This window comes from Brevibacillus choshinensis (assembly GCF_016811915.1).
GTDB lineage: Bacteria > Bacillota > Bacilli > Brevibacillales > Brevibacillaceae > Brevibacillus > Brevibacillus choshinensis_A.
In genome coordinates, this window is the sequence record NZ_CP069127.1 from 5,008,831 (window position 1) to 5,030,000 (window position 21,170).

Sequence of the window (21,170 nt, forward strand, 5' to 3'; positions counted from 1 at the left end):
TGCTGTTACGCGGGGCTCGGCTCTCGCCTGTCCCGCGTTTCTTTTCCGACCACCAGCAGAACGATCGTCCCTATGAGCAGGACAGCCGTAAACATGCCGAAAATAAACGTATAGCTGTAATGCAGCGAAGAGTAATGACCGACCAGATAAGGCGCGATGACGCTACCAATTCGCCCTACGCCGGAAGCAAAGCCAGAGCCAGTCGCACGCAAAGGTGTCGGATAGTTTTCCGGCGTGTACGCGTACAGTGCGCCCCAAGCCCCCAGGTTAAAGAAAGAGAGCAAGGCGCCAGTCATGAGAAGTCCTCCTGTCCCGGTGCTGTTGCCAAACGCAAAGGCCATTACTCCTGTCATGAACAAGAACGTCGCCAGTGTCTGCTTCCTTCCCCATTTTTCAACCAGGTAGGCCGCAGCGAAGTACCCTGGGAGCTGAGCCAGCGTCATGATCAGGACGTATTGGAAGCTTTTGATCATCGTAAATCCTTTGTCCACCAGCACAGATGGCATCCAGAGAAACATGCCGTAGTAGGAAAACGTAATGGCAAACCAGACAATCCACAGCGTTATCGTCTCTCTTTTGTGTGCGGTCAGCAATTCTTTTAGCGGAACGCGTTGGTCACGCTGCTGAAACTTCGGGGACTCCGGTATGTTTCGTCGGATAAACAGCGCGTATACCAGCGGAAGTGCCCCTATAATGACGGCGATGCGCCAGCCATAGGCTGGAATGATGAAGTAGGAAATGACTGCTGCCAAAATCCAGCCGACGGCCCAAAAGCTTTCCAGCAGCACGACCGTGCGTCCTCTTTTTTCCGGAGGAGCGAACTCGTTGACCAAGGTAGAGGCGACAGGCAGCTCAGCCCCGAGTCCCAAGCCAATGAGGAATCGGAACAGCAGCATGATCGCAAAGCCTGTTGCGAACGAACTGGCCAGGCTCGCCGCGCCAAACAGCACGAGCGTCAGCATGAATACCGGTTTGCGGCCAATCCGATCTGCCAAATATCCACCGGCAACAGCCCCGATTGCCATCCCGATGGTATTGCTGGTCCCGAGCAGCCCTGCCTGTTCCCCGGACAAGCCCCATTCCTGCCGCAGCGCTACCATGATAAAAGATAAAAGTGCCACATCCATCGCGTCGAACATCCAGCCAAAACCGGATGCCCAAAACACTTTCTTGTATGTCGCAGACATTGTTTTCCCTGCTTTCTTGACTCCCTTATTTCTCGTTACTTTCCGGTAGGTTTTCCCAATTGCTTATCTTGCATTCGCGACAGCAATCGCTTCGATCTCGATGAAAAACTCTTCCTTGATCAGCTTTCTCACTTCGACAGCCGAGCTGGCAGGCGGATTCTCTGTATTCACATACGCGTCCCGAATCTCCCGCACCGTTTGCATCTGCGTGATGTCAGTCACAAAGAACGTCAGCTTGACTACATCGTCAAAGCTCGCTTCCGCTGCAGTCAATGCTGCCTTCACATTTTCAAAGACTTGCTTCGTTTGGGCGGCTAGGTCACCTTCTCCCACGATTCTCCCTTCGCGATCCAAAGGCACCTGTCCCGAAATATAGATCGTTCTGCCGCCAATCGCTTCTACTACATGGGAATAGCCGAAGCCTTTTGGCATGGTCTCTGGATGGATAACGGTCACTTGTTTTTCATTCGACATGGGTACTACCTCCTCTATTCGTGCAAGTTTTGGCAACAGGGAATAATTACACATCCGGCACGGGATTCCTTCCTTGTAAGTGTACACCGGGGAAACGGCGCGTATGGACTCGGGTTCAATTCACACAATATTAATTCATTTGTACTAAACAAAAAAATCAGTATAATGATATTAGTTCGTCTTTATAGATAGATCTGAATGGCCATCCACCGAAGAAACCGATTCTATTGTGGGGTTAGGTGAAGAGAAGAGTTCGTTAGTAACGATGGTACAATTTTATCGTAGTGGGGGAACGTCTATGAAAAGTATTCTGGCAAAAGTAAGTAAAGTAAGTCTGGTAAAGCAAATTATCATAGGCTTGATTATTGGTATTATCCTGGCTATTACAATCCCTGAAGCAGCAAAACCTGTAGTCATTTTAGGTTCTTTATTTGTAGGTGCTTTGAAAGCGATTGCACCTGTGTTGGTACTCTTTTTGGTTATGTCGGCCATTGCTCAACATAAAAACGGTCAACGAACGAATATGAAATCCATTATCGTCCTCTACCTTTTAGGAACCTTCTTAGCTGGAACCATCGCAGTTATCGCAAGCTTTATTTTCCCTGTAGGCTTAACACTTGCAAATGGAGCTGAGGGTGTGACGCCTCCTGGCGGTGTTGCAGAGGTTCTCAAGACTTTGCTGCTAAATGTGGTGGATAACCCCGTTAACGCGATTGTCAAAGCGAATTATATCGGGATCTTGGCTTGGGCAGTGCTTCTTGGTCTGGCTTTGAGAAATGCCGTTGATACGACGAAAACGATGATCAGTAATTTTTCCGATGCAGTTTCGAAGTTGGTTGGCTGGGTCATTAAGTTTGCACCTTTGGGAATCATGGGTCTCGTATTTGAGTCGATTACCACAAATGGATTGGGTGCGTTGCTAGGCTATGCGAAATTGCTCGCTGTATTGATTGGTTGCATGCTTTTCGTGGCATTGGTTGTCAATCCAATCATGGTATTTGCAGCCATAAGACAAAACCCTTACCCGCTTGTTTTCAAGTGCTTGAAGGAAAGCGGCATTACAGCGTTCTTTACAAGAAGCTCAGCTTCGAATATTCCTGTAAATATGAAATTGTGCGAAAATCTGGGTTTGAATAAAGATAGTTATTCCGTATCGATTCCATTAGGGGCAACCATCAATATGGCTGGAGCAGCTGTTACGATTTCTGTTTTGACCCTGGCAGCGGTTCATACTCTTGGCATTCAAGTGGATATCCCTACTGCTATCCTCCTTAGCGTCGTATCCGCTATATGTGCTTGCGGTGCTTCTGGGGTGGCTGGAGGATCTTTATTACTGATTCCTCTCGCATGCAGCTTATTCGGCATTCCAAATGAACTCGCGATGCAGGTAGTCGGAGTCGGCTTTATTATCGGTGTGTTACAAGACTCTTTCGAAACGTCACTCAACTCCTCTTCAGACGTTCTCTTCACAGCAGCAGCTGAGTTTAAAGAGTGGCGAAAAGAAGGAAAGAAAATAACTATCTCCAAAGCAGCATAAGGAAGAAATCTTCTTATTCGGCATTTGAACTGCCCCCTATCGTTAGGCTGGACTAACGATGGGGGGTATTTGCTTAAGCCCACCTTCATTAACAGAAAAGAAAGCCCAATCATGCCGGGCTTTCTCTATCACTCATTTCGAGCATTCTCTTTTCAGTTCGCCGCATTGGCGAGCTTGCTGCGCTCTGCCTTCCACGTTAGCTCTTGCACCAGCTGTCTGACGGAATCCTGCAAACGCTGTGCAGCCTCCTCTTCCAGCTCGCTCGTTCCGTCCTCTTTCTTTTTCACCAGCGAATCCAGAATGAAGGCGCCAGCCAGCACGTGTCTCGCGCCCAATGCAGACAGGACCGGCTTCAGCGCATAATCGATGGCTAGCAGATGTGCGATTGTGCCCCCGATTGCTACCGGCAAAATGAGCTTTCCATCCAGCCCCTTTTGCGGGAGCAGGTCCAAAAATGCTTTCAGGACTCCTGAATACGCTGCTTTGTAGATCGGCGTCGCAATCACGACGGCATCTGCCTCCGCGATCCGTTCATTGGCCTGCACGATCGCGGGACTGTCAAAGCGGACGTGAAGCAAATCCTCAGCCGGCAGGTCACGCACATGAATCCGCCCGGTCTGATGCCCCTCTTCCTGCAGCAAACGTTCTGTATGGGCCAGCACGCTGTCCAGTCTGGAGCCTTGATAAGGACTGCCTGATACAATCACGATTCTTGCCATGGTATCTCTCTCCTCTTTTCTTCTATTTCGTGAGCAGCTGAGCTCCTGCCTGGCGTGAAATGCGGTCGATCTCCTGAACTTCTTCTGAGCTCAACCGCTCGTCGATGAACCGCAACGATTCTGTTACATGAGCGGAACGCGATGCTCCCAGAATGGCGGAGGTCACCGTTTGATTGCCCAGCACCCAGGCGAGAGCCAGCTGAGGCAATGTCCAGCCGCGCTGCTCTGCTAAAGGCTTTAATCCCTCCACGATGTGATGATGCCGCTCCTGCTCCAGCAGCGCGAGCAGCCGTTGTTCGCCCGCAGCGCCCCTGCTGCCCTGTGGAGGTGCTTCGCCCTGACGGTATTTGCCGGTCAACAGCCCTCTGCCGAGCGGACTGTACACGATGACGCCGACAGACTCCGACTCTGCAAAAGGAAGCAGCTCCTGCTCGATATGGCGAGTGATGACGCTGTACTCCGGTTGAATGCTCTCGAAGCGATGCAGCTGGAGACGCTCGCTGACGCCATGTGCTTTGGCTAGCTGCCATGCCGCAAAATTGGAAGCGCCGATATAGCGCACTTTTCCTTGATGCACGAGGTCATCCAGTGCGCGGAGCGTTTCTTCCAACGGCGTGTTGGGATCAAAGCGATGCACCTGATACAGATCGATGTGATCGGTCCGCAATCTGCGCAAGCTGTTCTCTACCGCTCGGATGATGTGGTAACGGCTGAGACCCGCATCATTGACGCCATTTCCTACACGACCGTTCACTTTCGTGGCCAGCACGACCTGATCTCTTTTCCCCTGCAAAAGTCTGCCCAGGATTTCTTCTGATTCTCCGGTCAGCAGCGGATTGTTCAGATCCATTCCTCTGCCGTAGACGTCTGCCGTATCGATCAGGTTGATTCCCGCATCCAGCGCCGCTTCAAGCACCTCCGCCGATTCGGACTCCCCGATCCAGCGCCCAAAAGCCATCGTGCCTAGACTCACCTCGGACACCTTCAAGCCCATCCTGCCCAGCCTACGATAACGCATGCCACTCGCCTCCCCTTCCTTTTTCCCGGCATTTATCCATTGTAATTGTCACGCCATTTCAGCCATCTTTTTTCCAAGAAGCGCACCAGTGAATCCGTTGCCTTGCCGACCAGCGCAAAAATCACGATCCCCACAAACACGATGGCTGTCTGGGAAAACTGGCGGGCGTCCATTATCAGATAGCCGACTCCTTCACTCGATCCCATCAGCTCTGCCACGACGAGCCCCAGCCAGGCAGCGCCCAGAGACAGTCTGACTCCAAGCAAAATATTCGGGAGCGCCGCCGGGAGAATCAGCTGGGTAATTTGCTTCCATTTGCTGAATTGAAGCACTCTGGCCACGTCAAAAAGCTTGGCATCGACATTGCGTATCCCCAGGAATGTATTCACATAGAGGGGGAAAAATGCCCCTTTGGCAATCAGCAGCACCTTGGAAAACTCACCGAATCCAAACCACAAAATAAACAGCGGAGTCACAGCCAAATGGGGGATCGTCCGCAGCATTTGAACGGATGGGTCCAGCGTATGCTCCACGCGATTGGAGAAGCCTACTGCCAGCCCTGCCAGAAGGCCGATGGCTCCCCCCAGCAAAAAGCCAATCGCGGCCCGCGAGATGCTGATCTGCAAATGCCCGAGCAGCTCCCCGCTCAAAAGAAGCTCCAGTGCCGCCATTAGAATTTGCACCGGCGTCGGGAGCATCGTCTCGGATACCCACCCCAGCTCGCCTGCCAGCTGCCAAATGAGCAGGATAGCGGCAGGCAGGATGAGACCTTTCAACCAGATGATGCTTCTGGGCTCGTTACCCGCTTTCGCCTTTCCTTTGGTTTTCACCACCGGCCCCGCAGAAGCCGCAGGCGTTGCGGCTGCAGGAATTCCCTCCGCTTGATTGCTCATCACTCACTCACCTCCGTTAAATACCCGATCGATCGACCAGTTCCAGCTCTTCTACCTTTTCAAACTCGCTGAGAACGAGATGGCGCAGCTCCTGAAAGGAACGGTTTGCCTTTTTGCGTGGGTATGGCAAATCGATGGATACGATCCGCTTGATGGAGCCAGGACGCGCATTCATGATGACGACCCGATTTGCCAGGTAGATCGCTTCATCGATATCATGCGTCACAAACATCATCGTCGTCTTGTTCTCCTGCCAGATGTCGAGCAAGACTTCTTGCATATGTGAACGCGTAAAAGCGTCGAGTGCCCCGAACGGTTCGTCCAGCAGCAGCACCTTTGGCCGGCGCAAGAGAGCGCGGGCGATTGCCACACGCTGCGCCATTCCACCCGACAGCTCGCGAGGATACGACTTCTCAAAGCCCTCGAGACGAACCAGTCGAATCAGCTCCTGGACGCGCTGGCGAATCGTCGCATCCTTCAGCGACAGATTGGCAGCGATGTTCCCTTCGACAGTCAGCCAGGGAAACAGCCGCGGCTCTTGAAAGATAAAGCCTTTATCGATGCCTGGTCCGCTCACCTGCTCCTGGGCCAATTTGACGACTCCCTCGTGCTGCGTATCAAGTCCGGCGATAATTTTCAGCAGCGTGCTCTTCCCGCAGCCGCTCGGTCCGATGACTGTGATGAATTCGCCTTCTTTCACGGATAGGCGAATGTCCTTGAGTGCCTGGGTCACTCCTTTTGGCGTTTCAAACGATTTATCGAGCTGCGCGATTTCCAGAAGAGCTGTCATCCTCGCACTCCCTCCGCCTGCTGTCTCTCCTCCAGCTTCCTTTTGACTGCCGGCAGCAAAAGCTCACCTGTAATCGCCGCCTCCTCGAGATGAGGGTACCCCGACAAAATAAAGGACGAGATGCCGAGGTCCACGTATTCGAGAATGCGGTCGGATACTTGATCAGGCGTGCCTACCAGCAGGACCGCCCCGCCTCCCCGCACCGTCGACAGACCGGTCCACAGATTGGGGCCGATGACGAAATTGTTCGTCCGAGAACCTTCCCGCAGCTCGTTTTGCCGTTTCTGGTTCGTCGCATCCGTCTGGGAGAAACGCTGGCTTGATTGCAGGAGCGCTTTCGGATCAACTTTGCTGATGATTTCCCACGCCTCCTTCCACGCTTCCTCCTCTGTCTCACGCACCATCACCTGAGCCCGAAGACCATAGCGCAGCTCTCGGTCTCTGCCGATCTCCCGCTTTAGTCCCTCCACTTCCGCGATCTGCTCGCGAATCCATTCCAGCGGCTCCGCCCACATCAGATACACATCGGCGGTCTCCGCTGCTACTCGCTTGCCTACTGGTGAACTGCCGCCAAAGTAAAGCGGGGGATGCGGGTTTTGAACAGGCGCTGGGAGGCTTGCCCCTCCCTTGACCTCAAAGTATCGGCCAGAGTAGTGAACGGGCAGCTTTCCTTGCTGATCGGTCTGGTTGCTTGCCAAAAATTTAGCCGGCTGACTGTGAGAGTTCGTCCATACCCCTTTGACAATCTCCAGAAATTCTCTCGTGCGCTCGTAGCGACCGTCATGATCATGAGCGAGCGGGTCTCCCGTCGCAATCAAATCCTGGGGACTGCCACCCGTCACTACATTGATCAGTGCTCTGCCGCCCGTTACCTGGTCGAGTGAAGCGGCCATCCGCGCTGCAAGTACAGGAGCAATCAGTCCCGGCCGCATCGCGACCAGCGGCTTTAGCGTCTGCGTATGGGCAGCAATCGTGGAGCCGACAATCCATGAATCTACGCAAGCTCCCCCGGTCGGAATCAGAGCAAACGTAAAGCCTGCTCGTTCAGCCGTCTGAGCCACTTGAATCATATAGTCTGCAGTCGACTCTCGCTCCGGCTCGACGCCGATGTGCTTGCCATCTCCAGTCGTCGGAATAAACCACCCGAATTCTACCTCTCGCGCCAATTTCCCCATCTGTTTTCCACTCCTCGCTTTACCTTGAATAAAAAAAGAGGCACAGTTCTGTAGCAGCTACAGACTGTGCCTCCAGTTGACTGGTTGGCAGCAAAATGCTAAATCATATTAATTTAGTCGGTATTGAGCGCAATGATATCATCGCTTTCCAATCATTGTCAATAGAACCTTTTGCCCTATCACGATCCTCCATTTTCCCGGTTGACTCCTTTTCCATTTGTTGCTATCATCCATTTCATACTTATTTACTTGGATTTACACTCTACGCCGACCGGACCACTGGAGGCCTCTTCCTGCCGCACATAGATGCGCTGGGAGTGGGGCCTTTTTGTCGTCCTGATTTACCACTTACTTTTATTATGAGGTGATCAGACATGGGCAATCAGAAACGCACTCTTCATTTGAACCTGTTCGTGGCGAGCATGGGCCATCACGAGGCAGCATGGCGCCACCCTTCCTCCAATGTAGAGGAAATCATCGACTTTTCCCACTTGCAGCGCATCGCGCAAAAAGCGGAGCAGGCCAAGCTGGACTCTCTCTTTCTCGCCGATCGCTATGCCACCTCGCGAAAAGCAGTGAAATACGGTGCGATCAGCGGGCTGGAGCCCCTCACTCTTTTGTCCGCCCTGGCAGTCGTGACCAAACGAATCGGGCTGATCGCCACCGTCTCAACCAGCTTCAACGAGCCTTTCAACATCGCTCGGCGCTTTGCTTCCCTCGACCATCTCAGCCAGGGCCGGGCAGGCTGGAATATCATCACCTCCGGAACCGATGGGGAGGCGCAGAATTTCAACCATGACAGAATCCCCGACCACCACGTGCGATACGAACGCGCGCACGAATTTCTCGACGTAACCCTCAAGCTGTGGGACAGCTGGGAGGCAGATGCGCTCATCGCAGATAAAGCGACAGGTATTTACGCGGATAACAGCAAGGTCCATGAGCTCAACCATCGAGGCAAGCATTTCGCTGTTCGCGGCCCTCTGAACCTGTCGCGTTCTCCCCAAGGAAGGCCACTCCTCGTCCAGGCCGGATCCTCCGAGGACGGCAAAGCATTTGCCGCACAGTATGCCGAAGCCATTTTTACCGCTCAGCAATCATTGGCTGATGCCCATGCCTTTTATGCAGACGTCAAGGCGCGTGCCGCCCAGCACGGACGCTCCCCCGAGCAGGTCATCATCCTGCCAGGCATTTGCCCGATCATCGGTGAGAGCGAGGCAGATGCAAAGGAAAAAGAAGCACAGCTTCACGAGCTTACTCATCCCGCCTACAGCTTGCTCCAGCTATCCAATCGGATCGGCTTCGACCTGTCCGGTTATCCACTGGATGGTCCACTGCCCGAACTGCCTGCGACGGAGAAAATCGCCGGGCACCAGAGCCGCACCAAGCTGATCCGGGACTTGGCCGAGAGAGAGCAGCTGACGATTCGCCAGCTTTTGCTGCGCCTCGCAGGAGGACGCGGGCATCGGACCATCGCAGGTACCGCGAAGCAGGTCGCCGATGAGCTGGAGGCTTGGTTTACCCAAGGGGCAGCTGACGGCTTCAACATCATGCCCCAGATCACCAATGGCGGACTCGACGACTTCCTCGATCAGGTCGTCCCGGAGCTGCAGCGACGAGGATTGTTCCGTACCGAGTACACAGGGAAAACCTTGCGCGAGCATTACGGATTGGAGGTTCCCGCCAATCAGTTTGCAGGCTCCCATCAGTATCAATAGCAAATCCTCTCGCTGAAAAGCACACCAACCTTCGAAAGGGATGAACAACATGCAAGCTTTGCAAAAGAAACATAGCTGGTTCCCACTCTTGATCGTATTGTCACTGCTCTTGCTTACCGCGTGCGGCAAGGCACAGAATGCGTCATCTCCACAGCAAGGTCAGAGCGCAGCCACTTCCGTGGGAAAAGAAAAGGTGGTCGTGAACATCGGTATTCAGGGCAGCACAGGGATCCTCTCCTACGCCCGGGATAAGGGAGCCTTTGAAGAAGCCTTCGCCAAGGCGGGAGCTGAAGTCAGATGGCATGAATTCGCGAGCGGCCCTCCCCATTTTGAAGCGATCGCTTCCGGTCGTCTCGATTTTGGAGCAACAGGCGGCACACCCGTTGTCTCGGCCCAAACAGGCGGTGTCGATTTCAAGGCGATCGCCGTGACCAGTGACGGAAAGCGCAACAACGCGATTGTCATCCCCAAAAACAGTCCGATCACTGACATCAAGGAGTTAAAGGGCAAAAAAATTGCCGTCGCCAAAGGCAGCAGCGCTTACAACTTCCTGTACATGGTATTGGATCGTGCCGGCCTGAAAGCGGAGGATGTGCAAATCATCCACCTGCAGCCGGACGAGGCACGCCCCGCTCTCGATACGGGTGCCATCGATGCTTGGTCGACTTGGGAGCCGTATGTCACCACTGCCCTGGTCCAGACCCAGGCAAAATCTCTCGTCACCGGAGAGGATCTCCATATCTTTGCTCCCGGCTTTCTGATTGCGCGTACCGGCTTTACGGCAGAGCATCCTGAACTGACGGTGCTATTTCTCAAAACCTATGAAGAGGTTCGCCAATACTACGTCTCCCATCTCGACGAAGTGACGGATGAATTCGTCAAGACGAAGAAGCTCGAGCGTGAGATCGTCAGCAAGGTCCTGCAAAATTCCAGCCCGATTCTCTCCCCGATCACACCTGAATTCGCCAAAGCCCATCAGGAGCAGGCTGACTTCCTCTACTCTGTGGGCGCGATCAAAAAGAAGCTGGATACGTCGCAAGTCTTGGAGAGCAAGTTTGTCGAACAGGCATTGAAAGAAGCGGGTGAAAAAAATAAGCCATTCTAGTAAAGTGGGAAAAGGAATTAGCCGATAGTTTTAAGAGAATAGAAAATGGTTAATTATACCTACCCAAAACTTGACAATTAAACAAGAATACTATAATATTTTACATAATCCGACATAAATTTACATTTTTCGAAATTCGATGAAAAAGGGCAAAACCATCTAAAGGTGGTGACGCAAAACCACGGGTCTAAAGTCGTTGACTATGATAGCCGGGTTGCCATACATCCGAAAGAGATGCCTTGATGTTGGTGACTTGGGTTGTTCCAGTACTTGGGATGACTCTTTTTTTTTAGTTTATTTGATGGGAGGGCGCATTTTAAGAGAAAACACGGCGAATTACGAACTGGGGAAGCAGTCTCATACAAAAAAATAGAGAGATAAACAAAAATGGTGGAGTGGGAAAATGTACAAACATGTTGATTCTACGGAGAACTTGGCATTGTTCCATCAAATCAAGGAAGTCGTATGGAGTTCCATGGGATTCGAAATGGAGTACGCCAAGGATGGTTCTGATCTTTACCTGCTGCTGGCAGAGGACGGAGAGGCTGGAGGCACTTTTGAATTTACTCCTTATTCGAAATCAAATGCGTTCATCCATTCGTTGTTTGATGATGTCATCACATCCGATATGAAACTTATGGAGGTAGACAGCCTGGCTGTTCTCCCCTCTTATCGCGGGCAGCTCGGTCGCAAAGGAATTTGCCTGATGATCGATTACGCGGAACAACATGGCTATACACATGCAGTCGGCATTGCGGATCCGACTTTTTTTCGATCGATGAACGAGAAATACAAGCTCCGTGCTACGCAAGTCAAGGATAACATCTTCTATAAAGGCGCAGAAGCGATCCCGACGCTCTTTCACCTGAAAGAAGTCTACGCCAATAAAGAAAATCCGCAATATTCATGGTACACACCAGCATCTACTCAAAGAAAAGTCGAGGTCATGCGTTGATATGGATCTATTACGAAGAAGGAACAACTGGGTCGTCATCGTTTTTGCTAGTATCATCACGGTCGTTCAGCTCATCAATCTGATAGTGGGCGTTCCGCTCGGGTTTGTTTTGACGGTTCTGGGCATCTTGTATGTCGTACTGGCGCCCTTTACTTATCTCTCCAACCGCCCGAACTTACGAGAGAAATTTGCACCGTTCATGAAGTTTTTCAATTTTGTGGTGATCGCGATCTTCATGTTTGTGATCGTTCACCTGGATCCCTACATGGTTAACATCATGACCATGATGTTCTTTGTGGCTGTCATGGGAATCTACCAAGACAAAATCATTAACATCCTGACGATTCTCACGACACTAGGGATTGTTTCCTATTATTTCTTTACCCAAGGCGAAGCGATTTTCCATGCGACATCTCCGGTTGAGCTGATGTACTACCTGCTTCCATTCTGCTTCGTTTCCGTCACCAGCATGATGCACGCGCATTTCAACAACAGGCTGCAAGCGGATAGCGAAACGCAAAAACGCGAAGCGATCGAATCCAAGGAATCCTTGCAGCGCGTACTCGATCAGATCAATCACTCGTTGACATCCGTCCAGGAATACCAGGAAAACCTCAACAAAGTTACAGATGGAGTCAATCTCCGAGCAGTTGAGACCGTCACATCGCTGGAGGGCATTCTCAAATCGTTCGGCGTGCAAACCGCCAATACGAATGAGCTGCGCAATGAAATGGCATCGACCAATGTTCAAGTGGAAGATATGACTCGCTCTGTGACCGAGATGCATGATTACGTGGAATCCACCAAGGAAGCGACACAAGAGAGCGGCAAGCGCATTGGAAACATCGGAAGTGACTTTGAGCGCTTTATCAAGGATATCCAAGGCACCAACAGCCTGATCCAAGAGCTGTACAAAGAAACGGAGAACATCGAGAAAATCATTCAGACCATCTCCGAAATTTCCGCGCAGACCAATCTGCTCGCGCTGAATGCCACCATCGAGGCGTCCCGCGCCGGAGAACACGGTCGAGGCTTCGCAGTGGTTGCGGATGAGGTACGCAAGCTTGCCGAATCCTCCAAGGTCTCTTCGGAATCGATCGCGACCCTCTTGATGAACATTCGCGAAAAAATGAAGCGCGTCTCGGATATGATTTCGGAATCTCAAGTGTCATTTGAGAAAAATAGCGAAGGCATCTTGGAAGTTCAGGAGATGTTCGCCAACGTCGACAACTACATGCATGACTTTGCTGAGAAAACCAAATTCCTGCAGGAGTTTATCGTTCATGTGAACAGCATGATGCAGGAAGTCGGAGCCAAAGTCGAGCTGAATGCCGACATCACCGACAAAAACAAAGAAAGCCTGGAGGATGTGCTGCTTCTCGTCTCTGAGCAAAAAGACGAGGTCGTCAAAGTATCGGGCGGCTTTGAGAAAATCGAGCAGCAGATCCGTGGGCTGAATATCTAATCTTCACTGGCTTTCAGGCCCCATTCTAAAACAGCCTTGCGTCCACACAGTACCGGAGCAAGGCTGTTTTGTTTTTCAGAAGGAATAATCGACCATTTTTCAGGGAGGATTCAGATGAAGCTGGTGATCAGGGCTCTTATTTTTTTCGTCTTAGGATGTTCGCTTCTCCCTTGCACACAGATGGCTTATGCAGAGCAGATCATTGCCCAGAAAAAAACCAAGAAGATACCGCAACACGTGCATGATGGTCTGGCTCGCGTGATCTCAGCCAGTCCGGAGCTTGCCGGACTTAGCTTGGAGAGTACGTACCTTTTGGAAGGAGACGGCCATGTTGGACCCGAGCGCTGGGAATTTTCTTTTGTTGATTCAAAGGACGAGGATGGCTGGGGAGCCTATGCTGACGTTGAGGTGGATGCCAAGAGCGGCCGTTTGTTTCAATTTGATCTGAATGAATTGCTGCCGGAACCTACGAGACCGCCATCCGATGATACAGCCAAGAAAGCAGCACAGCTCTTTCTCGCGAATGTATGGGGAGAATATGCAAATCATTACCGTCTGCGTGATGTCGAGGTAGTCACCAGCGAATCCGACGTTGAGGTAGAACACCCTATCAAATCTATAGTCTCTTATGAGTTTTTCATTCATGACATCCCGGTCGACGATTTTGGCATCCAAGTGACGGTCGATGGAAATGGACGGGTGATCGAGCTGCGCAATGATGCCTTGCTCTCTCCAGAGCCATCGCAGTTCCCTGATCCCGATCGAGCGCTCTCCCACTCGCAAGCCACGAAGATCTATGAAAACTTGCTGGGCATGTCATTGGCATATGCATGGGAGTGGGAAGAAGACCATCAGGATGGACACCCTACCTTGATTTATGATGCCCGATTTCGTGAAGGAGCGATCGACGCTTTCACAGGTGATTTGACCAACGAGGTAGACAGCTGGATCGATCAAAAGCCTCAGCTTTTTTCGATACAGCCGCAAGGTATCCAGCTGGTGGCAAAATCCCGCAAAGAAGCGGAAAAGCTGTTGACGAAAGAATTTGGCGTTTCCTTTAAAGGCTTGCGTTTCATTCGGGATTCCTCCGAGAACGACGACGACGACGATGAAGAAGAACTCTACACCTCCTATTCCTGGGGATCTCCATCGAAGTCGAAAAAACCTGTGTTTGTCACCCTGACTACGGAACGGAAAACAGGAAGAGTTGTCGAATACAAATACAACGCTGGGAACGCATGGCCTAAACAGAGGATTTCAATCCGGAAAGCCCAAGAAAAGGCGCTGAATATCCTCACCCGATACGTGGACAAGAATAAAGACGAGCTGTCGCTTTCCTATTCCTTTTCACCATTTTCCAAAGAGGATTATCCGGATTGGATCGACCCCCATCCGCCCCATCAGTTTCCGGATTTCATGAATTACTCGTTTCGTTTCCATGATCGTTACGAAGGGATTGAAGTTGGCTACAGCAGCTACTTCGTAGAAATCAATCCTGAGACAGGCGAGCTGTCATCTTTGGAAATGGATCAAGAATCGCTCACGGATTTGCCGAAACCAGACGGAGTGATTCCAGCCGCTAAAGCCGCTGAGAGCTACGCCAGAGCCAATCCTCTAAAACTGGTTTACCAATGGCCTAGGTATTATGACCAAGTGCGGCCATCGCCGATTTTAGTGTACGTTCCGAAGTATTACGAAAGCTCTTGGGTCAATCCGTTCACGGGAGCTTACGAAAAGGAAGAGGATGAATAACACAAAGAAGACCGAGCTAAAGGTGGCTCGGTCTTTTCTCTATTCACACAAATGCAAGCACCATATTCACCACTACTTGAAAACCCAAAAGCACCCGACGCACCCACGAAGCCGCGCTTGTTTGCTGATGTTCATTGATGGGAAGCAGGGACGCACGGCTGTGGTGACGAGCCTGACTCCCGATGCCTTTCAGCTGGCTTGCCGACATAAAGAAAAACAGCACAGTGACCGCTATCTGGGCGAGTGGACCCGGCAGCATGATGATCAGCAGCGAACTGATGACAAGCAGTCTGATATACATCCCGGCCAGATCTCCTGACCGCAAAAAGGTCTTCAAAAACAGGACTCGTCCCGCGTTCTCTTGGCGGTACGGAATCAGACCCGCGATCCACATCAGCCATTTCCGAGGTTTCACCCGCTGCTGCAAGGACGGGACATCCCGAAACTGATTGGCGATTTGATAAAACCGCAAACGCAGCCCGTTCTCCATCTCCAGCAGTTGATACCATTGATACGCATGCTTTTTCGGGATTTGCAGCAAGCGGATATGGAACCAAATCAGCAACCCCATCCAGAGGATCGCCCCGTAAGGCACGCGCTGATAGGCGAGAAAGCCCCCCTCTGTCAGCATCCAGGCGAGCAAGAAATACGTCAGTCCAAAACGCCCCATCGAAAAAGCCGCACCCTGCTGTTTGCCTGGCAAGCGCAAGACGGTCCAACTGATGTACACGTTCCAGCCCTTTAAGACAAATGGCACGCCCCAGTACAGCCACACCTGTGCTCCGCTTGCTCCAATCGTCCCTTGATACAAAGGCAGAAACAGCAGCAGGACGAGAAACAGTCCTATACTCTGAACGACAAAGTTATAGACCTGAGTCTTTTGAAAATAGCGAGCCATCTTGGTCTCAGCCGGCGTCAAAAAGATCAGGTCAGCCTCCAGCAAAAAGGTCCGGTGCGGGCTTCTGGTAATGAAAATAGCGAGCACCAGAGCGAGGGCGTACGGGACTGGGAACCACGCCGGGATGGCCTTCACCAGATTCGGGTAGTAGTAGGCCAGCAGCCCGCAAAGGAAGACCGCGACCATAAGCACGCCCCCGTTTGCCATGTACTGCCCATAGCGTACGAGCTCCGCCAAGTGGCGCTGCAATCGTTCGCGGAAGAGTGCATCCACATCGATCGTCATCTTCATTCTTCTTCTACCAACCGCAAGTAAATGTCGTCCAGCGAATGGTACGGCATTCCGGTGATGTGCCTCAGCTCTTCCAGTGTCCCCTGTGCTTTGATCCTGCCTTTATGCAAGATGATGAACCGATCGCAGTATTTTTCCGCCGTGGCCAGGATGTGCGTCGACATCAGAATGCCCGCTCCCTGCTCCTTGCAGCGTTCGAGCCACGTCAAAAGCGTGCGAATTCCGAGCGGATCCAGCCCGAGGATCGGCTCGTCCACAATGTACAAGGACGGTCGCACCATCAGTGCCATCATGATCATCAGCTTTTGTCTCATCCCTTTGGAAAATTGCTGCGGGAATCGATCCTTGGCTTCCTCCATGCGGAACTCCTGCAGGAGTGGCTTCGCGCGTTCTACAAACACCTCTTTTTCCAGTCCGTGGCTCATCGCTGCGAGCTCCAAATGCTCCCACAAGGTCAGCTCCTCGTAGTAGATCGGGGACTCTGGAATGTATCCGTAGGCATGGCGATAGGTATCGGGATCGGCTGAAAACGTCTTCCCTGCTATGCGGATCTCGCCTGCCCGCGGCTCCAAGAGACCCAAGATGTGTTTGATGGTCGTACTCTTTCCAGCCCCGTTCAAGCCGATCAGCGCTACAATTTCCCGCTCCTGAATGTGAAAGGAGACGTCTTCGATGACTGAGTTCCTAGACGAGTACCCACCTGTCACGCCTTTTACTTCCAGCAAGGTTGTCATGGTATGCCCCTTTCCTCGCTCTCTTTCTTAACCAAACAGCAGGTCCATGAAAGCTTCGCGGTCCAGATTGCCTACGAACTCATGGATGCTCACCTCGGCCAATGCGTCTGTGACCGCCCCACGATCGTACGGAATTCCTTCCAGCTTTGCTTCCAGCTCGGAAACCTCTCTGGCCCCGAAGAAATCTCCGTAAATCTTGGCTTCCTCTATCCGCCCCTTTTCAATATCCAGCTGCACCTCGACCGTTCCGATATTGTCAAAACGCTTGGAGGCGCGGAAATTGCTTTTCGGAGACTTGCCGTAGTTCCAGTCCCAGCTTTGGTAGCGCTCGCGGGACAGCTTGTGAATGTTTGCCCAATCCTCTTCAGTGAGCTTGTACTCCTCCACTTCTCCTCCGCCAAATATCGAATGGAGGATCGCCAAGCGGAATTCCTCGATCGTCATATCCTTGTCCAAGAACTCCGTGATGTTGGCGACGCGGCTGCGGATCGACTTGATCCCTTTGGACTTGATCTTTTCCGCATTGACCTTGAGCGCGGACACCACATTCTCCATCTCTGAAGCAAAAAGCAGCGTTCCATGGCTGTACATGCGCCCTTTCGTCGAGTATTGGGCATTTCCGGAGATCTTGCGCTCGCCTACCTGGATGTCATTGCGCCCCGTAAGCTCTGCTTCCACTCCCAGTCCTTTCAATGCTTGCACGACTGGTTCCGTAAACTTGCGGAAATTGTGAAAGGACTGACCGTCATCATTTGTGATGAAGCTGAAATTCAAATTGCCCAAGTCGTGGTAAACGGCTCCTCCGCCAGAAAGTCTGCGAACGATATGGATGTTATTTTCCGCGACATAGTCTGCGTTGATTTCCTCGATGGTGTTTTGGTTTTTGCCGATGATGATGGAAGGCTCATTTATGTAGAACAATAGGTAATCATCGCTGGCAGGAAGCTGTTTCAGAGCGTATTCCTCGATTGCGAGGTTGATCCGGGGATCGGTAATCCCCTTGTTGTCGATAAATTTCATTGGACGTGCCTCCATCTAGTGAACAGTCTTTTCTCTCCATCATACCATTTTCGTCCAATGATCGCTCCTTTGGTATCATGCCTAATCGATAGTGCTAGTGGATTTCGAAAATACGTATGTTAAAAGGACTTGGCAAGGCGGAACCCCAGGTCATCGATGCGAAATGTCGGATGGCTACGTCGCCGAACGGTAGCCCCGCACCCCCTCGCCTCCTCCGCCCAGCTGCCTCCGCGAAAAATTCGGTAGGAGCCGTACACGTCTGCATCATACAGATCCCAGCACCACTCCCACACGTTTCCTAGCATATCGTAAAGCCCCCATGCATTTGGTTTCTTTCGCCCTACATCATGGAGTCGGCCTTCTGAATTCTCAGCAAACCAGGCAATTTCATCAAGTTCTCCATATCTATAACCGGCTGTCCCTGCTTTGCATGCATATTGCCACTCTGCCTCTGTAGGTAGGCGATAGCCATCTGATCCCCAATCGCAAATAACGGCTTCACCATCATCGCTTACCGTGTAGCACTCTTGTAATCCTGCTTTTTGGGACAGACGATTACAAAAGGAGATGGCATCGTTCCATGAGACATGGACAATCGGACTTGCATCTCCGTCAAAAAGATTTGATTCTTCGGTAATGGCAAAGTATTGGCTTTTCGTTACAGGATATTTGGCTAGTAGAAACGGTCTTACTTCAGCTGTCCATTTGCTTTTGATCCGATCGTCTCTTAATTCGATATTTCCCCCTGGGATTTTAACCAGTAGATCGTCCGGATAAGCCTCTCTGTCATCTGCCACAGTACGCACCTCCAGCGGTTCCCATTTCCACATATTTTACCTGTCCGCTTCCTTTTAAATCAATCACTTCCTCCGGTTCGCTTCTTACAGGAACTCTTGGAAACATAAAAAGACCCGATGATCTAAAATCATCAGGTCTTTGCCCTCGTACCTTCAAAACTGGATCTGCATGTTTGCTAAGAGTGTGTGGATAAGTCCTCGACCGATTAGTATTCGTCAGCTCCACGTGTTACCACGCTTCCACACCGAACCTATCAACCTCATCGTCTATGAGGGGTCTTACCAGCTTGCGCTGTGGGAAGTCTCATCTTGGAGGGGGCTTCACGCTTAGATGCTTTCAGCGCTTATCCCGTCCGCACATAGCTACCCAGCTGTGCCACTGGCGTGACAACTGGTGCACCAGCGGTGCGTCCATCCCGGTCCTCTCGTACTAAGGACAGCTCTCCTCAAACTTCCTACGCCCGCGACAGATAGGGACCGAACTGTCTCACGACGTTCTGAACCCAGCTCGCGTACCGCTTTAATGGGCGAACAGCCCAACCCTTGGGACCTACTTCAGCCCCAGGATGCGATGAGCCGACATCGAGGTGCCAAACCTCCCCGTCGATGTGGACTCTTGGGGGAGATAAGCCTGTTATCCCCAGGGTAGCTTTTATCCGTTGAGCGATGGCCCTTCCATGCGGAACCACCGGATCACTAAGCCCGACTTTCGTCCCTGCTCGACTTGTAGGTCTCGCAGTCAAGCTCCCTTCTGCCTTTACACTCTACGAATGATTTCCAACCATTCTGAGGGAACCTTTGGGCGCCTCCGTTACCTTTTGGGAGGCGACCGCCCCAGTCAAACTGCCCACCTGGCATGGTCCTCTCGCCCGATAAGGGCGACGAGTTAGAAACTCCGTACATCAAGGGTGGTATCCCACCGACAGCTCCACAGAGGCTGGCGCCCCTGCTTCTCAGCTTCCCACCTATCCTGTACATGATGCACAAAGTTCCAATACCAGGCTACAGTAAAGCTCCATGGGGTCTTTCCGTCTTGTCGCGGGTAACCTGCATCTTCACAGGTATTATGATTTCACCGGGTCTCTTGCCGAGACAGCGCCCAAGTCGTTACGCCTTTCGTGCGGGTCGGAACTTACCCGACAAGGAATTTCGCTACCTTAGGACCGTTATAGTTACGGCCGCCGTTTACTGGGGCTTCGGTTCAAAGCTTCGCTTGCGCTAACCCATCCCCTTAACCTTCCAGCACCGGGCAGGCGTCAGCCCCTATACTTCGCCTTGCGGCTTCGCAGAGACCTGTGTTTTTGCTAAACAGTCGCTTGGGCCTTTTCACTGCGGCCCCTCGGGCTATAAACCCTACCGGGGCGCCCCTTCTCCCGAAGTTACGGGGCCATTTTGCCGAGTTCCTTAGCAAGAGTTATCCCGCGCACCTTAGGATTCTCTCCTCGCCTACCTGTGTCGGTTTGCGGTACGGGCACCTTATTCCTCGCTAGACGCTTTTCTTGGCAGTGTGAAATCAGGGACTTCGGTACTAAAATTTCCCTCGCCATCACAGCTTGCCCTTACGGTGTGCGGATTTGCCTACACACCAGGCTTACTGCTTGGACGGCCATCCAGTAGGCCGCTCACCCTATCCTCCTGCGTCACGCCATTGCTCAAGCGGAACAGAGGTGGTACAGGAATATCAACCTGTTGTCCATCGCCTACGCCTTTCGGCCTCAGCTTAGGTCCCGACTAACCCTGGGAGGACGAGCCTTCCCCAGGAACCCTTAGGCTTTCGGTGGACAAGATTCTCACTTGTCTTTTCGCTACTTACACCGGCATTCTCACTTCCAAGCGCTCCACCGCTCTTTCCAGTACGGCTTCACTGCTGCTTGGAACGCTCCCCTACCCAGTCCGTAAGGACTGCCATAGCTTCGGTGATACGTTTAGCCCCGTTACATTTTCCGCGCAGAGTCACTCGACCAGTGAGCTATTACGCACTCTTTAAATGGTGGCTGCTTCTAAGCCAACATCCTGGTTGTCTGGGCAACTCCACATCGTTTCCCACTTAACGTATACTTGGGGACCTTAGCTGATGGTCTGGGCTGTTTCCCTTTTGACGATGGATCTTAGCACTCACCGTCTGACTCCCGGACATAAGTCATTGGCATTCGGAGTTTGACTGAGTTCGGTAACCCGATGAGGGCCCCTAGCCCAATCAGTGCTCTACCTCCAAGACTCTAAATTCCGAGGCTAGCCCTAAAGCTATTTCGGGGAGAACCAGCTATCTCCGAGTTCGATTGGAATTTCACCGCTAGCCACACCTCATCCCCGCACTTTTCAACGTGCGTGGGTTCGGGCCTCCAGTAGGTGTTACCCTACCTTCACCCTGGACATGGCTAGATCACACGGTTTCGGGTCTACGGCAGCGTACTATCGCCCTATTCAGACTCGCTTTCGCTGCGGCTCCGTCTCTTCAACTTAACCTCGCACGCTACCGTAACTCGCCGGTTCATTCTACAAAAGGCACGCCGTCACCCTTTTAACGGGCTCCGACTATTTGTAAGCACACGGTTTCAGGTACTATTTCACTCCCCTCCCGGGGTGCTTTTCACCTTTCCCTCACGGTACTGGTTCACTATCGGTCGCTAGGTAGTATTTAG

General features: G+C 52.0%; 17 protein-coding genes, 1 rRNA gene and 1 riboswitch (1 of these 19 running past the window's edge). Of the genes, 6 read left to right on the forward strand and 12 right to left on the reverse strand.

Features of this window, described 5'->3' with window-relative positions; translation table 11 throughout:
* Nucleotides 1-5 precede the first annotated feature (5 nt).
* Nucleotides 6-1,187 (reverse strand): MFS transporter, encoded by a 1,182-nt coding sequence (locus JNE38_RS25055; RefSeq protein ID WP_203353803.1) that lies wholly within the window; start codon nucleotides 1,185-1,187, stop codon nucleotides 6-8.
* Nucleotides 1,188-1,250: 63 nt separating this feature from the next.
* Nucleotides 1,251-1,661 (reverse strand): RidA family protein, encoded by a 411-nt coding sequence (locus JNE38_RS25060; protein ID WP_203353804.1) that lies wholly within the window; start codon nucleotides 1,659-1,661, stop codon nucleotides 1,251-1,253.
* A gap of 298 nt (nucleotides 1,662-1,959) precedes the next feature.
* Here JNE38_RS25060 and sstT point away from each other — a divergent pair, with 298 nt between their 5' ends.
* Entirely contained in the window at nucleotides 1,960-3,198 is a 1,239-nt protein-coding gene (sstT, locus tag JNE38_RS25065; protein WP_203353805.1) for a serine/threonine transporter SstT, read from the forward strand.
* Between the two features lie 152 nt (nucleotides 3,199-3,350).
* Here the strand turns inward: sstT and ssuE are convergent, their stop codons facing one another.
* The 5 genes from ssuE to JNE38_RS25090 are packed head-to-tail and all read right to left on the reverse strand — an operon-like array spanning nucleotide 3,351 to nucleotide 7,793.
* Nucleotides 3,351-3,917 carry an NADPH-dependent FMN reductase gene (gene ssuE / locus JNE38_RS25070; RefSeq protein ID WP_203353806.1) on the reverse strand — a complete coding sequence of 189 codons (567 nt, stop codon included), beginning with the start codon at nucleotides 3,915-3,917 and terminating at the stop codon, nucleotides 3,351-3,353.
* Nucleotides 3,918-3,939: 22 nt separating this feature from the next.
* The gene (locus JNE38_RS25075; RefSeq protein WP_203353807.1) at nucleotides 3,940-4,935 is read right to left on the reverse strand and encodes an aldo/keto reductase; all 996 of its coding nucleotides are present in this window, start codon (nucleotides 4,933-4,935) and stop codon (nucleotides 3,940-3,942) included.
* A gap of 32 nt (nucleotides 4,936-4,967) precedes the next feature.
* Nucleotides 4,968-5,828 (reverse strand): ABC transporter permease, encoded by an 861-nt coding sequence (locus JNE38_RS25080; protein WP_203353808.1) that lies wholly within the window; start codon nucleotides 5,826-5,828, stop codon nucleotides 4,968-4,970.
* A 16-nt stretch (nucleotides 5,829-5,844) separates the two neighbouring features.
* Nucleotides 5,845-6,618: an ABC transporter ATP-binding protein gene (locus JNE38_RS25085; protein ID WP_203353809.1), complete on the reverse strand. Its 774-nt coding sequence runs from the start codon at nucleotides 6,616-6,618 to the stop codon at nucleotides 5,845-5,847.
* Nucleotides 6,615-7,793 carry an LLM class flavin-dependent oxidoreductase gene (locus tag JNE38_RS25090; RefSeq protein WP_203353810.1) on the reverse strand — a complete coding sequence of 393 codons (1,179 nt, stop codon included), beginning with the start codon at nucleotides 7,791-7,793 and terminating at the stop codon, nucleotides 6,615-6,617. Before JNE38_RS25090 ends, JNE38_RS25085 begins: the two co-directional genes overlap by 4 nt.
* 374 nt (nucleotides 7,794-8,167) lie before the next feature.
* Here JNE38_RS25090 and JNE38_RS25095 point away from each other — a divergent pair, with 374 nt between their 5' ends.
* From JNE38_RS25095 to JNE38_RS25115, 5 genes are all read left to right on the forward strand, one after another.
* Nucleotides 8,168-9,511 carry an LLM class flavin-dependent oxidoreductase gene (locus tag JNE38_RS25095; RefSeq protein ID WP_203353811.1) on the forward strand — a complete coding sequence of 448 codons (1,344 nt, stop codon included), beginning with the start codon at nucleotides 8,168-8,170 and terminating at the stop codon, nucleotides 9,509-9,511.
* 49 nt (nucleotides 9,512-9,560) lie between these two features.
* Entirely contained in the window at nucleotides 9,561-10,616 is a 1,056-nt protein-coding gene (locus JNE38_RS25100) for an aliphatic sulfonate ABC transporter substrate-binding protein (protein ID WP_238933458.1), read from the forward strand.
* Nucleotides 10,617-10,754: 138 nt separating this feature from the next.
* A riboswitch (cyclic di-GMP riboswitch) is annotated at nucleotides 10,755-10,838 on the forward strand.
* 181 nt (nucleotides 10,839-11,019) lie between these two features.
* The gene (locus JNE38_RS25105; RefSeq protein WP_203353813.1) at nucleotides 11,020-11,571 is read left to right on the forward strand and encodes a GNAT family N-acetyltransferase; all 552 of its coding nucleotides are present in this window, start codon (nucleotides 11,020-11,022) and stop codon (nucleotides 11,569-11,571) included.
* A gap of 1 nt (nucleotide 11,572) precedes the next feature.
* Nucleotides 11,573-13,036, forward strand: a complete 1,464-nt coding sequence (locus tag JNE38_RS25110) for a methyl-accepting chemotaxis protein (RefSeq protein ID WP_203353814.1) — start codon at nucleotides 11,573-11,575, stop codon at nucleotides 13,034-13,036.
* Nucleotides 13,037-13,150: 114 nt separating this feature from the next.
* Complete coding sequence (locus JNE38_RS25115; RefSeq protein ID WP_203353815.1) at nucleotides 13,151-14,788, forward strand: YcdB/YcdC domain-containing protein; 1,638 nt, start codon at nucleotides 13,151-13,153, stop codon at nucleotides 14,786-14,788.
* A 43-nt stretch (nucleotides 14,789-14,831) separates the two neighbouring features.
* Here the strand turns inward: JNE38_RS25115 and JNE38_RS25120 are convergent, their stop codons facing one another.
* From JNE38_RS25120 to JNE38_RS25140, 5 genes are all read right to left on the reverse strand, one after another.
* On the reverse strand, nucleotides 14,832-15,977 hold the full coding sequence (locus tag JNE38_RS25120) for an ABC transporter permease (protein ID WP_238933459.1): 1,146 nt from the start codon (nucleotides 15,975-15,977) through the stop codon (nucleotides 14,832-14,834).
* Entirely contained in the window at nucleotides 15,974-16,711 is a 738-nt protein-coding gene (locus JNE38_RS25125) for an ABC transporter ATP-binding protein (RefSeq protein WP_203353816.1), read from the reverse strand. The genes JNE38_RS25120 and JNE38_RS25125 overlap by 4 nt, the downstream gene beginning before the upstream one ends.
* Before the next feature lie 27 nt (nucleotides 16,712-16,738).
* Nucleotides 16,739-17,731, reverse strand: coding sequence for a lipoate--protein ligase (locus tag JNE38_RS25130; RefSeq protein WP_203353817.1), 993 nt, complete (start codon nucleotides 17,729-17,731; stop codon nucleotides 16,739-16,741).
* 119 nt (nucleotides 17,732-17,850) lie between these two features.
* The gene (locus tag JNE38_RS25135) at nucleotides 17,851-18,528 is read right to left on the reverse strand and encodes a formylglycine-generating enzyme family protein (RefSeq protein ID WP_238933460.1); all 678 of its coding nucleotides are present in this window, start codon (nucleotides 18,526-18,528) and stop codon (nucleotides 17,851-17,853) included.
* A 186-nt stretch (nucleotides 18,529-18,714) separates the two neighbouring features.
* A 23S ribosomal RNA gene (locus JNE38_RS25140) occupies nucleotides 18,715-21,170 on the reverse strand (it continues 470 nt past the right edge of the window).

What these genes read in the sequence shown, in the direction of transcription:
- JNE38_RS25080 (WP_203353808.1), bottom strand. Translation starts at nt 5,828, where the DNA reads ATGAGCAATCAAGCGGAGGGAATTCCTGCAGCCGCAACGCCTGCGGCT.
- JNE38_RS25085 (WP_203353809.1), bottom strand. Translation starts at nt 6,618, where the DNA reads ATGACAGCTCTTCTGGAAATCGCGCAGCTCGATAAATCGTTTGAAACG.
- JNE38_RS25075 (WP_203353807.1), bottom strand. Translation starts at nt 4,935, where the DNA reads ATGCGTTATCGTAGGCTGGGCAGGATGGGCTTGAAGGTGTCCGAGGTG.
- sstT (WP_203353805.1), top strand. Translation starts at nt 1,960, where the DNA reads ATGAAAAGTATTCTGGCAAAAGTAAGTAAAGTAAGTCTGGTAAAGCAA.
- JNE38_RS25130 (WP_203353817.1), bottom strand. Translation starts at nt 17,731, where the DNA reads ATGAAATTTATCGACAACAAGGGGATTACCGATCCCCGGATCAACCTC.
- JNE38_RS25115 (WP_203353815.1), top strand. Translation starts at nt 13,151, where the DNA reads ATGAAGCTGGTGATCAGGGCTCTTATTTTTTTCGTCTTAGGATGTTCG.
- JNE38_RS25060 (WP_203353804.1), bottom strand. Translation starts at nt 1,661, where the DNA reads ATGTCGAATGAAAAACAAGTGACCGTTATCCATCCAGAGACCATGCCA.
- JNE38_RS25110 (WP_203353814.1), top strand. Translation starts at nt 11,573, where the DNA reads ATGGATCTATTACGAAGAAGGAACAACTGGGTCGTCATCGTTTTTGCT.
- JNE38_RS25120 (WP_238933459.1), bottom strand. Translation starts at nt 15,977, where the DNA reads ATGAAGATGACGATCGATGTGGATGCACTCTTCCGCGAACGATTGCAG.
- JNE38_RS25095 (WP_203353811.1), top strand. Translation starts at nt 8,168, where the DNA reads ATGGGCAATCAGAAACGCACTCTTCATTTGAACCTGTTCGTGGCGAGC.
- JNE38_RS25055 (WP_203353803.1), bottom strand. Translation starts at nt 1,187, where the DNA reads ATGTCTGCGACATACAAGAAAGTGTTTTGGGCATCCGGTTTTGGCTGG.
- JNE38_RS25090 (WP_203353810.1), bottom strand. Translation starts at nt 7,793, where the DNA reads ATGGGGAAATTGGCGCGAGAGGTAGAATTCGGGTGGTTTATTCCGACG.
- ssuE (WP_203353806.1), bottom strand. Translation starts at nt 3,917, where the DNA reads ATGGCAAGAATCGTGATTGTATCAGGCAGTCCTTATCAAGGCTCCAGA.
- JNE38_RS25100 (WP_238933458.1), top strand. Translation starts at nt 9,561, where the DNA reads ATGCAAGCTTTGCAAAAGAAACATAGCTGGTTCCCACTCTTGATCGTA.
- JNE38_RS25105 (WP_203353813.1), top strand. Translation starts at nt 11,020, where the DNA reads ATGTACAAACATGTTGATTCTACGGAGAACTTGGCATTGTTCCATCAA.
- JNE38_RS25125 (WP_203353816.1), bottom strand. Translation starts at nt 16,711, where the DNA reads ATGACAACCTTGCTGGAAGTAAAAGGCGTGACAGGTGGGTACTCGTCT.